This window comes from Streptomyces sp. NPDC003284 (assembly GCF_053589675.1).
Genome location: NZ_JBSFSI010000001.1, coordinates 392,520 through 406,894 on the forward strand (window position 1 = coordinate 392,520; position 14,375 = coordinate 406,894).

Annotated in this window: 14 protein-coding genes; 12 read left to right on the forward strand and 2 right to left on the reverse strand. The window is 72.7% G+C overall.

Features of this window, described 5'->3' with window-relative positions; all coding sequences use genetic code 11:
• Window positions 1–19: 19 nt before the first annotated feature.
• Both idi and ACWDYF_RS01740 read right to left on the reverse strand, forming a co-directional pair.
• Window positions 20–610 (reverse strand): isopentenyl-diphosphate Delta-isomerase, encoded by a 591-nt coding sequence (gene idi, locus ACWDYF_RS01735; protein WP_381739279.1) that lies wholly within the window; start codon window positions 608–610, stop codon window positions 20–22.
• Between the two features lie 211 nt (window positions 611–821).
• Window positions 822–1,754 carry a cation diffusion facilitator family transporter gene (locus ACWDYF_RS01740; RefSeq protein ID WP_381739277.1) on the reverse strand — a complete coding sequence of 311 codons (933 nt, stop codon included), beginning with the start codon at window positions 1,752–1,754 and terminating at the stop codon, window positions 822–824.
• Between the two features lie 440 nt (window positions 1,755–2,194).
• Here ACWDYF_RS01740 and ACWDYF_RS01745 point away from each other — a divergent pair, with 440 nt between their 5' ends.
• The 12 genes from ACWDYF_RS01745 to ACWDYF_RS01800 all read left to right on the forward strand — a co-directional run bounded on the left by ACWDYF_RS01745 (window position 2,195) and on the right by ACWDYF_RS01800 (window position 14,285).
• Window positions 2,195–4,012, forward strand: a complete 1,818-nt coding sequence (locus tag ACWDYF_RS01745) for a DUF5941 domain-containing protein (protein WP_381739275.1) — start codon at window positions 2,195–2,197, stop codon at window positions 4,010–4,012.
• Window positions 4,009–4,770, forward strand: coding sequence for a phosphocholine cytidylyltransferase family protein (locus tag ACWDYF_RS01750; protein ID WP_381739273.1), 762 nt, complete (start codon window positions 4,009–4,011; stop codon window positions 4,768–4,770). Before ACWDYF_RS01745 ends, ACWDYF_RS01750 begins: the two co-directional genes overlap by 4 nt.
• Window positions 4,758–5,819 carry an iron-containing alcohol dehydrogenase family protein gene (locus ACWDYF_RS01755; protein WP_018568723.1) on the forward strand — a complete coding sequence of 354 codons (1,062 nt, stop codon included), beginning with the start codon at window positions 4,758–4,760 and terminating at the stop codon, window positions 5,817–5,819. Before ACWDYF_RS01750 ends, ACWDYF_RS01755 begins: the two co-directional genes overlap by 13 nt.
• Window positions 5,797–6,576 (forward strand): CDP-alcohol phosphatidyltransferase family protein, encoded by a 780-nt coding sequence (locus ACWDYF_RS01760; protein ID WP_199785537.1) that lies wholly within the window; start codon window positions 5,797–5,799, stop codon window positions 6,574–6,576. The genes ACWDYF_RS01755 and ACWDYF_RS01760 overlap by 23 nt, the downstream gene beginning before the upstream one ends.
• 44 nt (window positions 6,577–6,620) lie before the next feature.
• Complete coding sequence (locus ACWDYF_RS01765) at window positions 6,621–7,466, forward strand: glycosyltransferase family 2 protein (RefSeq protein WP_037873819.1); 846 nt, start codon at window positions 6,621–6,623, stop codon at window positions 7,464–7,466.
• Window positions 7,467–7,565: 99 nt separating this feature from the next.
• The gene (locus tag ACWDYF_RS01770; protein WP_018568726.1) at window positions 7,566–8,495 is read left to right on the forward strand and encodes an ABC transporter permease; all 930 of its coding nucleotides are present in this window, start codon (window positions 7,566–7,568) and stop codon (window positions 8,493–8,495) included.
• Entirely contained in the window at window positions 8,482–9,300 is an 819-nt protein-coding gene (locus ACWDYF_RS01775) for an ABC transporter ATP-binding protein (RefSeq protein WP_389463357.1), read from the forward strand. Before ACWDYF_RS01770 ends, ACWDYF_RS01775 begins: the two co-directional genes overlap by 14 nt.
• Window positions 9,301–9,660: 360 nt before the next feature.
• On the forward strand, window positions 9,661–10,557 hold the full coding sequence (gene hpnC / locus ACWDYF_RS01780) for a squalene synthase HpnC (protein WP_381739270.1): 897 nt from the start codon (window positions 9,661–9,663) through the stop codon (window positions 10,555–10,557).
• Window positions 10,554–11,504 (forward strand): presqualene diphosphate synthase HpnD, encoded by a 951-nt coding sequence (gene hpnD / locus ACWDYF_RS01785; RefSeq protein ID WP_018568729.1) that lies wholly within the window; start codon window positions 10,554–10,556, stop codon window positions 11,502–11,504. Before hpnC ends, hpnD begins: the two co-directional genes overlap by 4 nt.
• Complete coding sequence (locus tag ACWDYF_RS01790; RefSeq protein WP_381739268.1) at window positions 11,504–11,644, forward strand: DUF6380 family protein; 141 nt, start codon at window positions 11,504–11,506, stop codon at window positions 11,642–11,644. Before hpnD ends, ACWDYF_RS01790 begins: the two co-directional genes overlap by 1 nt.
• Complete coding sequence (hpnE, locus tag ACWDYF_RS01795) at window positions 11,641–13,146, forward strand: hydroxysqualene dehydroxylase HpnE (protein ID WP_389463360.1); 1,506 nt, start codon at window positions 11,641–11,643, stop codon at window positions 13,144–13,146. Before ACWDYF_RS01790 ends, hpnE begins: the two co-directional genes overlap by 4 nt.
• Window positions 13,143–14,285 (forward strand): polyprenyl synthetase family protein, encoded by a 1,143-nt coding sequence (locus ACWDYF_RS01800; protein WP_381739264.1) that lies wholly within the window; start codon window positions 13,143–13,145, stop codon window positions 14,283–14,285. Before hpnE ends, ACWDYF_RS01800 begins: the two co-directional genes overlap by 4 nt.
• The last annotated feature ends 90 nt before the right edge of the window (window positions 14,286–14,375 follow it).

Consider the following 14,375-nt stretch of genomic DNA (forward strand, 5'->3'; position numbering starts at 1 on the left):
GCGGGTCGGCCCTACGGCCTCACCAGCCCGCGGGGCCGGTCAGCTCCCGGACCGCCGGACGGGCCGCGTCCAGCACCGTCATGAACCACGCGGAGAACGGGTCGCGCGCGTGCCGCTCGGCCAGCTCCGCCGGGGAGACGAACGCGGTCGCGCCGACCTCCTCCGGATCGGGCCGCAGCGCCGACTGCACCAGGCCGACGAACAGATGGTTGAACTCCTGCTCCACCAGGCCCGACGCGGGGTCCGGGTGGTTGTAGCGGACGGTGCCCGCCTCCGCGAGCAGCGTCGGGGAGACCCCCAGCTCCTCGTAGGTCCGCCGGGCCGCCGCCGCGAACGGCGACTCGCCGGGGTACGGATGGCCGCAGCAGGTGTTGGACCACACGCCGGGGGAGTGGTACTTGCCCAGCGCCCGCTGCTGGAGCAGCAGCCGGCCCTGCTCGTCGAAGAGGAACACGGAGAAGGCGCGGTGCAGCTGCCCCGGCGGCTGGTGCGCGGCGAGCTTCTCCGCGGTGCCGATCGTCGCGCCGTCCTCGTCGACGAGTTCCAGCAAGATCGCGTCCGCGGTGCCGTTCGACGAGCTGTGCGTCGCGGTGGCAGGTGTGATCGGCATACCCATCCTTCGCATCGGTCCTCGAGCCCCAAGTCTGCCGCACGAAACCGGCACTCCCGGCACTTCCCGGCGTACCCGCATGTCCCGCGTCCGGCCGTGGACACGGCCGGACGGGGACGTCAGCGCACAGGGGCCCGGTTACTGATCGTGCCCTGCCGGACACCGGCGGAACCGTCCGGATCCCCCGGCGGACCGGCGCCCCCAACGGCGCTCAGTGGCACAGGCGCGCCTCGTGCTCGGCGTGCCCGCCGGGCTCCAGCTGGAAGGTGCAGTGCTCCACGTCGAAGTGGTGGCCGAGGCAGCCCTGCAACTCGTGCAACAGCTTTTCGTGACCGATGGCGCTCAGCACCTCGGAACTGACCACCACGTGCGCGGACAGTACCGGAAGGCCGGAGGTGATCGTCCAGGCGTGCAGATCGTGGACGTCCTCGACGCCGTCCAGGGCCAGGATGTGCGCGCGGACCTCGTCCATGTCCACGTTCTTCGGGGCGGCCTCCAGCAGGACGTCCAGGGTCTCGCGCAGCAGCTTGACCGTGCGCGGCACGATCAGCAGGCCGATGGCGAGCGAGGCGATCGGGTCGGCGGCCTGCCAGCCGGTGAGCAGGATGACCGCGGCCGAGATCATGACGGCCAGCGAGCCGAGCGCGTCCGCGGCCACCTCCAGGAAGGCGCCCCGCACGTTCAGGCTCTCCTGCTGGCCCCGCATCAGCAGCGTCAGCGACACCGAGTTCGCCACCAGGCCGATCAGACCGAACACGATCATCAGCCCGCCGTGCGTCTCGGCGGGCGTCATGAACCGCTGCACCGCCTCGTACAGGACGTACCCGCCGACGCCGAGCAGCAGCAGGCAGTTGGCCAGCGCGGCGAGGATCTCGGCGCGGGCGTAGCCGAAGGTGCGGTTGCCGCCCGCCGGCCGGTTCGCGAAGTGGATGGCGAGCAGCGCCATGCCCAGGCCCAGGGCGTCCGTGGCCATGTGCGCCGCGTCCGCCACCAGGGCGAGCGAGTCCGCGAGCACTCCGCCGACGATCTCCACCACCATGACGGCGAGCGTGATGCACAGCGCGACGCGCAGCGTCCCGCGATGGGCGGCCGCCGCCGTGCCGGCGGCGCCGTGCGTGTGCCCGTGGTCGTGACCGGCCCCCATAGCCTCTCCACCCTCCTGTGTTCCGTCCCGGGTATCCGCCAGGAACCACAGTGAACTACGGGTGGGGGGTATGGGGCAACGCGGCACTGAACACCGTTGTCATGTGCTCTGACCTGCGTAAACGATCCGCAGGTCAGAACGTTTCGGCGGGGCGGCGCCCCGGCGCGCGGCCCGCGCGCCGCCGTCCGCCCCGCGCTTCACGCGACGGGGTGAACGCCCGGATCCGGTGCGGAGTTTGTGACCCGGCCCCCGGATCACCCATGATGATCGCGGCGCAGGCTGCGGCAGATGACGTCGATCGGCCCGTGAACGGGCGGTGAACACGGGCTTCCCGGCATCCGATAGCCTCTGCCGACATGCCGCCCGGCCGCCCCGTGGCGAGCGGCACCCCTCCACCATGCACATGACCGGCGCGCGCCGGCACCAGGGAGTGAGTTCGGTTGTCGACCGCCATCCTCACCGGTCAGCCGGTCCCCGGATCGTCGATCGAGGCCGATCTGCGGTCCCTCGGCTTCGACGTGCGGCACGCCGCCGACGCCGGTGACGCCGAGACCCTCCTCGCCCGGGTGCCCGGCGGGGAACGCGTCGCCGTCGTCGACGCCCGCTTCGTCGGCCACCCCCACGCCCTGCGCCTGGGACTGACCGACCCCCGCTTCCCGCTGGCCGCCGTCCCCGGCGCCGTCACCGCTCAGCCCGCCGCCCGGCCGGCCCTGACCCGCGCGCTGGCCCGGCAGGACACCCCAGGCGGCGGCACCGCGCTCGCCGTGGACAGCGTCGCCGACCGCGCCGTCACCGCCCTGCACGCCGACGGCGCCGCCGTGCACCACCCCGAACTCGGCCGCCTCGTCGCCGTCGTCCCCGCCGACCCGCAGGCCCGCAACGAGGCACGGCAGGCCGTCGCCGCCGTCGACGACGAGGCCGTCCGCCTCAAGTCGGCCGTCAAGGCCCGCGACGGCTTCTTCACCACGTTCTTCATCAGCCCGTACTCGCGCTACCTCGCCCGCTGGTGCGCCCGCCGAGGCCTGACCCCCAACCAGGTCACCACCGCCTCGCTGCTCACCGCGCTCATAGCGGCCGGCTGCGCCGCCACCGGCACCCGCGGCGGCTTCGTCGCCGCCGGCGTGCTCCTGATCGCCTCGTTCGTCCTGGACTGCACCGACGGCCAGCTCGCCCGCTACTCGCTCCAGTACTCCACCCTCGGCGCCTGGCTCGACGCCACCTTCGACCGGGCCAAGGAGTACGCCTACTACGCCGGGCTCGCCCTGGGCGCCGCCCGCGGCGGCGACGACGTGTGGGCGCTCGCCCTGGGCGCGATGGTGCTCCAGACCTGCCGGCACGTCGTCGACTTCTCCTTCAACGAGGCGAACCACGACGCCACCGCCAACACCAGCCCCACCGCCGCCCTCTCCGACCGGCTCGACAGCGTCGGCTGGACGGTGTGGCTGCGCCGGATGATCGTGCTGCCCATCGGCGAGCGCTGGGCGATGATCGCGGTGCTCACCGCCGTGACCACCCCCCGCATCACCCTGTACGTCCTGCTCATCGGCTGCGCCTTCGCCGCCACGTACACCACCGCGGGCCGGCTGCTGCGCTCGGTGACCCGCCGGGCCACCCGCACCGACCGCGCCGCGCAGGCGCTGGCCGACCTCGCCGACAGCGGCCCGCTCACCGAGGTCCTGGCCCGCCTGCTCGCCCGGCCCGCCCGCCGGCTGCCCGGCATCGCCGCGCCCGCCGTGGCCCTGGCCGGCGGCCTCGCCGTCGTCGCCACCGCGGCCCTCACCGACTTCGGCGGCCCCTGGCCGGTCGTCGGCGCGCTCTGCTACGTCCTCACCTCGGCGCTCGCCGTCGCCCGCCCCCTCAAGGGCGCCCTCGACTGGCTGGTCCCGCCGTTCTTCCGCGCCGCCGAGTACGGCACCGTGCTGGCCCTGGCCGCCCGCGCCGATGTGCGCGGAGCCCTTCCGGCGGCGTTCGGGCTGGTGGCGGCCGTCGCCTACCATCACTACGACACGGTGTACCGCATCCGCGGCGACGCCGGAGCGCCGCCGCGCAGCCTGGTGCGCGCCGTCGGGGGACAGGAGGGGCGGACCCTGCTCGTCGCCGTACTGGCGGCGCTGCTCACCGCCGCGCAGTTCAAGGCCGCGCTCACGGCCGTCGCCGTGCTCGTCGCCGTGGTGGTGCTCGCCGAGAGCATCCGCTTCTGGGTCACCGCCCACAAGGACGGTGCGCCCGCCGTACACGATGAAGGAGAACCCGCATGATCGGCCTCGTGCTGGCGGCCGGCGCCGGACGGCGTCTGCGCCCCTACACCGACACCCTGCCCAAGGCGCTGGTGCCGGTCGGGCCCGCGGGCATAGAGGACGGCTCCGACGGGCTCACCGTCCTCGATCTCACCCTCGCCAACTTCGCCGAGATCGGCCTGACCGAGGCCGGGATCATCGTCGGCTACCGCAAGGAGGCCGTCCAGGAGCGCAAGGCGGCCCTGGAGCAGAAGTACGGCCTCAAGCTCACCCTCATCGACAACGACAAGGCCGAGGAGTGGAACAACGCCTACTCCCTGTGGTGCGGCCGTGACGCCCTCAAGGACGGCGTGATCCTCGCCAACGGCGACACCGTCCACCCCGTCTCCGTCGAGAAGACCCTGCTCGCGGCCCGCGGCGACGGCAAGCGGATCATCCTCGCCCTGGACACCGTCAAGACGCTGGCCGACGAGGAGATGAAGGTCGTCGCCGACCCGGCCACCGGGGTGCGCCGGATCACCAAGCTGATGGACCCGGCCGAGGCGACCGGCGAGTACATCGGCGTCACCCTCATCGAGGGCGAGGCCGCCGCCGACCTGGCCGACGCGCTGAGGACCACCTTCGAGCGCGACCCGCAGCTGTACTACGAGGACGGCTACCAGGAGCTGGTCGACCGCGGCTTCCGGATCGACGTGGCGCCCATCGGCGAGGTCGACTGGGTCGAGATCGACAACCACGACGACCTCGCCCGGGGACGGGAGATCGCGTGCCGCTACTGACCCGGCTGATCCCCTCGCCGGTCGCGGTGGACATCCGGCCCGGCGCCCTCGACGACCTGGCCGGTGTCCTCGCCGACGAACGCGTCTCGCACTCCGGGCGGCTCGCCGTCGCCGTCAGCGGCGGCTCCGGCGCCCGGCTGCGCGAGCGGATCGCCCCGACCCTGCCCGGCGCCACCTGGTACGAGGTCGGCGGCGGCAGCCTGGACGACGCGATCCGGCTGGCCGGCGAGATGAAGAGCGGCCACTACGACGCCGTGGTGGGCCTCGGCGGCGGCAAGATCATCGACTGCGCCAAGTTCGCCGCCGCGCGCGTCGGCCTTCCGCTGGTCGCCGTGCCGACCAACCTCGCGCACGACGGCCTGTGCTCCCCGGTCGCCACCCTGGACAACGACGCGGGCCGCGGCTCCTACGGCGTGCCCAACCCGATCGCCGTCGTCATCGACCTGGACGTCATCCGCGCGGCCCCGGCCCGCTTCGTCCGCTCGGGCATCGGCGACGCCGTCTCGAACATCAACGCGATCGCGGACTGGGAGCTCGCCCACCGCGTGAACGGCGAGAAGATCGACGGCCTGGCCGCCGCCATGGCCCGGCAGGCGGGCGAGGCGGTGCTGCGGCACCCGGGCGGCATCGCGGACAGCGGCTTCCTCCAGGTGCTGGCCGAGGCCCTGGTCCTCACCGGCATCGCCATGGCCGTCTCCGGCGACTCGCGCCCCGCCTCCGGCTCCTGCCACGAGATCAACCACGCCTTCGACCTGCTGTACCCCCGGCGCGCCGCCAGCCACGGCGAGCAGTGCGGACTGGGCGCGGCCTTCGCGATGCACCTGCGCGGCGCGCACGAGGAGGCGGTGCTGATGGCCCAGGTGCTGCGCCGGCACGGCCTGCCGGTGCTGCCGCAGGACATCGGCTTCACGGTGGACGAGTTCGTCCGCGCGGTGGAGTTCGCCCCGGAGACCCGGCCCGGCCGCTACACGATCCTCGAACACCTCGACCTCAAGACCGAACAGATCAAGGACGCCTACGCCGACTATGTCAAGGCCATCGGTAGCTGAACTCAGACCGGTCGTGCACCCCGCGGGGGTCAAGGACCGGCGCAGCGGTGAGCACTGGATGGGACGCCTCTACATGCGCGAGGTGTCCCTGCGGGTCGACCGCTACCTGGTGAACACCAAGGTCACACCCAACCAGCTCACGTACCTGATGACGGTGTGCGGGGTGCTCGCCGCCCCGGCCCTGCTGGTGCCGGGCATCTGGGGCGCGGTGCTCGGAGTCGTCGCGGTCCAGCTCTATCTGCTGCTGGACTGCGTCGACGGCGAGGTCGCCCGCTGGAAGCAGCAGTTCTCGCTCGGCGGGGTCTACCTGGACCGGGTCGGCGCCTATCTGACCGACGCCGCCGTCCTGGTCGGCCTCGGCCTGCGCGCCGCCGACCTGTTCGGCAGCGGGCGCATCGACTGGCTGTGGGCCTTCCTGGGCACCCTGGCCGCGCTCGGCGCGATCCTGATCAAGGCCGAGACCGACCTGGTCGGCGTGGCCCGGCACCAGGGCGGGCTGCCCCCGGTCAAGGAGAGCGCCGCCGAACCGCGCTCCTCCGGGATGGCGCTGGCCCGCCGCGCCGCCGCCGCGCTCAAGTTCCACCGGCTGATCCTCGGCATGGAGGCCTCGCTGCTGATCCTGGTCCTCGCCGTCGTCGACCAGATACGGGGCGACCTGTTCTTCACCCGCCTCGGCACCGCCGTCCTGGCCGGCATCGCGGTCCTCCAGACCCTGCTGCACCTGGTGTCGGTCCTCGTCTCCAGCAGGCTGCGGTGACCGGCGCGGCCACGCCGGCGAAGGTCGGGGCCGTCGTCATCACCATGGGCAACCGCCCCGACGAGCTGCGCGCGCTGCTCGACTCCGTGGCCAAGCAGGACGGCGACCCGGTCGAGGTCGTCGTCGTCGGCAACGGCTCGCCCGTCCCGGACGTCCCCGAGGGTGTCCGCACCGTCGAGCTGCCCGAGAACCTCGGCATCCCCGGCGGACGCAACGTGGGCATCGAGGCCTTCGGCCCCGGCGGCACCGACGTCGACATCCTGCTCTTCCTCGACGACGACGGCCTGCTCGCCCGCCAGGACACCGCCGAGCTGTGCCGCCGCGCCTTCGCGGACGACGACAAGCTGGGCATCGTCAGCTTCCGCATCGCCGACCCCGACACCGGGGTCACCCAGCGCCGCCACGTGCCCCGGCTGCGGGCCTCCGACCCGATGCGCTCCTCCCGGGTCACCACCTTCCTCGGCGGCGCCAACGCCGTCCGCACCCAGGTCCTCGCCGAGGTCGGCGGCCTGCCGGACGAGTTCTTCTACGCCCATGAGGAGACCGACCTGGCCTGGCGGGCCCTGGACGCGGGCTGGATGATCGACTACCGGGCCGACATGGTGCTGTACCACCCCACGACCGCGCCCTCGCGGCACGCGGTCTACCACCGCATGGTCGCCCGCAACCGGGTCTGGCTGGCCCGCCGCAACCTCCCGGCCCCGCTGATCCCGGTCTACCTGGGCGTCTGGATGTTCCTCACACTGGCCCGGCGCCCCTCGCGTCCGGCCCTGAAGGCCTGGTTCGGTGGGTTCCGGGAGGGCTGGACCACTCCGTGCGGGCCGCGCCGGCCCATGAGATGGCGTACGGTGTGGCGGCTCACCCGGCTGGGCCGGCCGCCGGTCATCTGACAAGCTCGAAGCCGAGCGGCACGGCCGCACCCGGCCCATGCGCGTGCCCTGCCCGTCCCATCGCGAGGCCGCGCATCCCGAAGACGAAAGTATTTCCTTGTGAGTGAGACAACGCATGACGGCGGCGTCGCCCTCGACGCGGCTCCCTCGCCCGACGACGGGCTTGCGGCGGACCGCCTCGCCGCCAAGTACGGGCTGACCGTCAGCGGCGCCCGGCCCCGCCTCGTGGAGTACGTGCGCCAGCTGTGGGGCAGGCGCCACTTCATCCTCGCCTTCTCCCAGGCGAAGCTGACCGCCCAGTACAGCCAGGCCAAACTCGGCCAGCTCTGGCAGGTGGCCACGCCGCTGCTGAACGCGGCCGTGTACTACTTCATCTTCGGCGTGATCCTCAAGGCCAACCGGGGCCTGTCCCACGACACCTACCTGCCGTTCCTGGTCACCGGCGTGTTCGTGTTCACCTTCACGCAGAACTCGGTCATGGCGGGGGTGCGCGCCATCTCCGGCAACCTCGGCCTGGTCCGCGCGCTGCACTTCCCGCGGGCCTCGCTGCCGGTCTCCTTCGCGCTCCAGCAGCTCCAGCAGCTGCTGTTCTCGATGATCGTGCTGTTCGTCCTGGTGGTCGTCTTCGGCAGCCTGCCGGCGATGTCCTGGCTGCTGATCGTCCCGGTCCTGGCGCTCCAGTTCCTGTTCAACACGGGCCTGTCGCTGATCGTGGCCCGGATGGGCGCCAAGACGCCCGACCTCGCCCAGCTCATGCCGTTCATCATGCGCACCTGGATGTACGCCTCGGGCGTGATGTTCTCCATCGACAGCGTGCTCAAGGGCCGCCCCGAATGGGTCATCCGGCTGATGCAGGTCAACCCGGCCGCCGTCTACATGGACCTGATGCGCTTCGCGCTGATCGACGGCTACGGTTCCTCGCACCTCCCGCCGCACGTCTGGGCCTTCGCCGTGCTGTGGGCCGTGGTCTTCTTCGCCGGCGGTTTCGTGTACTTCTGGAAGGCGGAGGAAAGGTATGGCCGTGGCTGAGCAGAACTCCGGCAAGGACGTCGCACGCGCCGGCGCGGCCCGTGTCCCGACCGTGATCGCGGACGAGCTGCACATCGTCTACCGCGTCAACGGCGCCAAGACCGGCAAGGGCAGCGCCACCGCGGCACTCAGCCGGATCGTCAAGCGCGGCAAGGACGACTCGGCGCGCGGTGTGCGCAAGGTGCACGCCGTCAAGGGCGTCTCCTTCGTCGCCTACCGCGGCGAGGCCGTCGGTCTGATCGGCTCCAACGGTTCCGGCAAGTCCACCCTGCTGCGCGCCATCGCCGGGCTGCTCCCGGCCGAGCGCGGCAAGGTCTACACCGACGGCCAGCCCTCGCTGCTGGGGGTGAACGCGGCGCTGATGAACGATCTCACCGGCGAGCGCAACGTGATCCTCGGCGGTCTGGCCATGGGCATGTCCCGCGAGGAGATCAAGGAGCGCTACCAGGACATCGTGGACTTCTCGGGTATCAACGAGAAGGGTGACTTCATCACGCTGCCCATGCGCACCTACTCCTCCGGCATGGCGGCCCGGCTGCGCTTCTCCATCGCCGCCGCCAAGGACCACGACGTCCTCATGATCGACGAGGCGCTGGCCACCGGCGACCGCAAGTTCCAGAAGCGCTCCGAGGAACGTATCCGGGAGCTGCGCAAGGAAGCGGGCACCGTGTTCCTGGTGAGCCACAACAACAAGTCGATCCGTGACACCTGTGACCGGGTCCTGTGGCTGGAACGCGGGGAACTCCGGATGGACGGTCCCACGGACGAGGTGCTCAAGGAGTACGAGAAGTTCACAGGTAAATAGACGACACCGGGGCAGGGGCCCGCCGGAGTATTCCGGCGGGCCCCTCGTCCGTAAAGGAAGCGTCAACTCGCGCGGTTCTGGGGAATCTTGAACGCGATCGGTGTGTTGTTGTGATCTGCGGGACACCCCCCCTGCGACCCCCGGCGTTGTACAACGTAAGCTGTACCGGTCCCGGAAAGCGGCAAGTGGGGAGATAATGCGCGACACCCTCCGCCGGGCCGCTCCCGCGAAGGGCCGGGCGGCGTGTCCGAAATAGTGTGTCTTGGGTCGGCAGTGTAGAACGGGAGATGTGACGGCAATGGCTACGGAAACTCCCCTGCTCAACGGAGCGTGTGCCGTCCCCGCGCCGGGCAGCGGACGATGACGCGGAGGAATGGGGCGCCCGATCCGGAACGCGCCACCCTCGACAAGGCCGCGGGCGAGAACTTCCCCGTGGCCCCGTTCTTCCTGCCCCGCGCCTGGCGCACCGACCTCATGGCCGTCTACGGCTTCGCCCGCCTGGTCGACGACATCGGCGACGGCGACCTCGCCCCCGGCGGCGCCGACGCCCGGCTGCTCGGCGCGACGCCCGAGCAGGCCGAGGACCGCCTCGCCCTGCTCGACGCCTTCGAGGCCGATCTGCGCCGGGTCTTCGACGGCACCCCGGGCCACCCCCTGCTGCGCCGCCTCCAGCACACGGTCCGCCGCCGCGGGCTGACCCCCGAGCCCTTCCTCGGCCTGATCGCCGCCAACCGTCAGGACCAGCTCGTCGCCCGGTACGAGACCTACGACGACCTGCTCGCCTACTGCGAGCTGTCCGCCAACCCCGTGGGCCGCCTCGTCCTCGCCGTCACCGGCACCTCCACCCCCGAGCGGATCCGCCGCTCCGACGCGATCTGCACCGCCCTCCAGATCGTCGAGCACCTCCAGGACGTCGCCGAGGACCTCGCCCGCGACCGCATCTACCTGCCCGCCTCGGACATGAAGCGCTTCCACGTCCAGGAGGCGGACCTCGCCGCACCCACCGCGGGCGCATCGGTGCGCGCGCTGGTCGCGTACGAAGCCGAACGCGCCCGTGAACTCCTGAATGAAGGCGCCCCCCTGGTGGGTAGCGTCCACGGCAGGCTCAGGCTGCTGCTCGCGGGGTTCGTGGCGGGAGGGAGGGCGGCGGTCCGCGCGATCGCCGCCGCCGAATACGACGTACTACCCGGCCCGCCCAAGCCCGGCAAGGTCCAGTTGCTGCGCGAGGTGGGCGTGACTCTGCGAGGAGAGGGGTGATCCGGTCCGTGGAGTCGGAACAGCACGCGTCCGCACCGGTACTCGCCGCCTACAGCTACTGCGAGGCCGTCACCGGACAGCAGGCCCGTAACTTCGCCTACGGCATCAGACTCCTGCCGGCGCCCAAGCGCCGCGCGATGTCGGCGCTGTACGCGTTCTCACGGCGGGTCGACGACATCGGCGACGGCGCGCTGGCGGCCGATGTCAAGGCCGTGCGGCTACAGGACACCAGGGCCCTGCTGGACCGGATCCGCGAGGGCGGCGTCGAGGACGACGACACCGACCCCGTCGCCGTGGCGCTCGCCCACGCCGCCCGCACCTTCCCGATCCCGCTGGGCGGCCTGGACGAACTCATCGACGGCGTCCTCGCCGACGTGCGCGGCGAGACGTACGAGACCTGGGACGACCTGAAGGTCTACTGCCGGTGCGTGGCCGGGGCCATCGGACGGCTCTCGCTCGGCGTGTTCGGCACCGAGCCCGGCGCGCGCGGCGCCGAGCGCGCCCCCGAGTACGCCGACACGCTGGGTCTGGCGCTGCAACTGACCAACATCCTCCGCGACGTCCGCGAGGACGCCGAGGGCGGCCGCACCTACCTGCCCGCCGACGACCTGGCCAAGTTCGGCTGCTCGGCCGGTTTCCGCGGCTCCACCCCGCCGGAGGGCTCCGACTTCGCGGGCCTGGTCCACTTCGAAGTACGGCGCGCCCGCGCCCTGTTCGCCGAGGGCTACCAACTGCTGCCCATGCTGGACCGGCGCAGCGGTGCCTGTGTCGCCGCCATGGCCGGGATCTACCGCCGGCTGCTCGACCGCATCGCCCGCGAGCCCGAGGCCGTGCTGCGCGGCCGGGTCTCCCTGCCCGGCCGCGAGAAGGCGTACGTCGCCGTGCGCGGACTGTCCGGCCTGGACACCCGGCACGTCACCCGGCAGACCGTCAGGAGGCGTGCCTGATGGGCACCTCGACCACAGGGCGGCACGCGGGCCCGCGCCGACGGGCAACCTTCGCGTCCCCGACGGCGTCACTGACGGCGACGGCCGGCCGGGGAGCACGCGCCCACCGCGGCGGACGTACAGGGGAGGGCGCACGATGACCGACGGGACGCGACCGGACGGCGACCGGACGGCGGCGGCGCCCGGACGGCACGCCGTCGTCGTCGGCGGCGGCCTCGCCGGCCTGACCTCCGCGCTCGCCCTCGCCGACGCCGGAGTACGCGTGACACTGCTGGAGAGCAGACCCCGCCTGGGCGGCCTCGCCTTCTCCTTCCGGCGCGGCGACCTCACCGTCGACAACGGCCAGCACGTCTACCTGCGCTGCTGCACCGCCTACCGCTGGTTCCTCGACCGGATCGAGGGCGCCGCGCTCGCCCCGCTCCAGAACCGGCTCGACGTGCCCGTCCTGGACGCCGCCAGACCCGAGGGGCGCCGGCTCGGCAGACTCCGCCGCGACGCGCTGCCCGTACCCCTGCACCTCGGGCGCAGCCTGGCCACCTATCCGCACCTCTCGCTCGCCGAGCGCGCCAGGGTCGGCCGCGCCGCGCTCGCCCTCAAGGCACTGGACCCCACCGATCCCGCGCTGGACGCCCAGGACTTCGGCAGCTGGCTGGCCGCGCACGGCCAGTCGCCCCGCGCCGTCGAGGCACTGTGGGACCTCGTGGGGGTCGCCACCCTCAACGCGGTCGCCTCCGACGCCTCACTGGGGCTGGCCGCGATGGTGTTCAAGACCGGTCTGCTGTCCGACCCGGGCGCGGCCGACATCGGCTGGGCCCGCGTCCCGCTGGGCGAACTGCACGACCGCCTGGCCCGCAGGGCGCTCGACTCCGCGGGCGTCCGTACCGAGGTCCGTACACGCGTCACCTCCGTCTCCCCCCACGAGAACGGCCGCTGGAGCGTCCAGGTTCCCGGCGAGACCCTGGACGCCGACACGGTCGTCCTCGCCGTACCCCAGCGCGAGGCGTACGAGCTGCTGCCGCCGGGCGCCCTGGACGCCCCCGAACGGCTCCTCGACATCGGCACCGCCCCCATCCTCAACGTCCACGTCGTCTACGACCGCAAGGTCCTCGGCCGGCCCTTCGTCGCCGCCCTCGGCACCCCCGTGCAGTGGGTCTTCGACCGCACCGACGCCTCCGGCCTGAAGCACGGCCAGTACCTGGCGCTGTCCCAGTCGGTGGCGCAGGACGAGATCGACGCCCCCGTGGCCGAGCTGCGCGAGCGCTACCTGCCCGAGCTGCGCCGGCTGCTGCCGCGGTCGCGCGGCGCCGAGGTGAAGGACTTCTTCGTCACCCGCGAGCGCACGGCCACGTTCGCCCCCACCCCGGGCGTCGGACGGCTGCGTCCCGGCGCCCGCACCAAGGCACCCGGCCTGTATCTGGCCGGCGCGTGGACCGCCACCGGCTGGCCCGCGACCATGGAGAGCGCGGTCCGCAGCGGTGTCGGCGCGGCGGACGCCGCGCTGCGCGCCCTGGGCCGGCCCCGCCCCAGCCGTCTGTTCACCATGAAGGAGACGGCCCACCGCACTGTCCCCGGGGACACCCCCCGGGGCCCCGGCCGACAACCGGGAGAGACCGGCGCCGCCCAGCGAGGGGGGATCCGGTGAAGGTCGACCAGCAGCCCGCGGCCGGTACTGCCGGCGCCGCCGGCACTGTGACAATAGGAGAGACTGTGCCCACTGTGCCCCCGGCCTCGCCGGCCGCTCGGCAGACCGCGGTGGACGTGACCGCGCTCCTGGAGCGCGGCCGGACCCTGGCGACCCCGGTCCTGCGGGAGGCCGTCGACCGCCTGGCCCCTCCCATGGACACCGTCGCCGCCTACCACTTCGGCTGGATCGACGCCGCCGGCAACCCGGCCCACGGCGACGGCGGCAAGGCCGTGCGCCCCGCCCTCGCGGTGCTCTCCGCCGAGGTCACCGGCGCCGCCCCCGAGGCCGGGGTGCCCGGCGCGGTCGCCGTCGAGCTCGTCCACAACTTCTCCCTGCTGCACGACGACCTCATGGACGGCGACGAGCAGCGCCGCCACCGCGACACCGTCTGGAAGGTGCACGGCCCCGCCCAGGCCATCCTGGTCGGCGACGCCCTGTTCGCCCTGGCGAACGAAGTCCTGCTGGAGCTGGGCACCGTCGAGGCGGGCCGCGCCGCCCGCCGCCTCACCGCGGCCACCCGCGCCCTGATCGACGGCCAGGCCCAGGACATCTCCTACGAGCACCGCGACCGGGTGAGCGTCGAGGAGTGCCTGGAGATGGAGGGCAACAAGACCGGCGCCCTGCTCGCCTGCGCCAGCTCCATCGGGGCGGTGCTCGGCGGCGCCGACGACGCGACCGCCGACACCCTGGAGAAGTACGGCTACCACCTCGGCCTGGCGTTCCAGGCCGTCGACGACCTCCTCGGCATCTGGGGCGACCCGGAGTCCACCGGCAAGCAGACCTGGAGCGATCTGCGCCAGCGCAAGAAGTCCCTGCCGGTGGTGGCCGCCCTCGCGGCGGGCGGAGACGCCTCCGAGCGGCTCGGCGAGATCCTCGCCGCCGACGCCAAGAGCAGCGACTTCGAGAACTTCTCCGAGGAGGAGTTCGCGGCCCGCGCCGCCCTGATCGAGGAGGCGGGCGGCCGCGAGTGGACCGCCCAGGAGGCACGCCGTCAGCACACCATCGCCATCGAAGCCCTCGACTCCGTGAACATGCCCGACCAGGTCAGGTCCGCGTTCGCGGCGCTCGCCGACTTCGTCGTCGTACGAAAGAGATGATCACTATCGCACCCACCCTCGCGTAGTCGCCGGCCGGTGCCGAAAGGTTTCAGGCACCGGCCGACGGCGGACCCACAGCAGCACGACTTG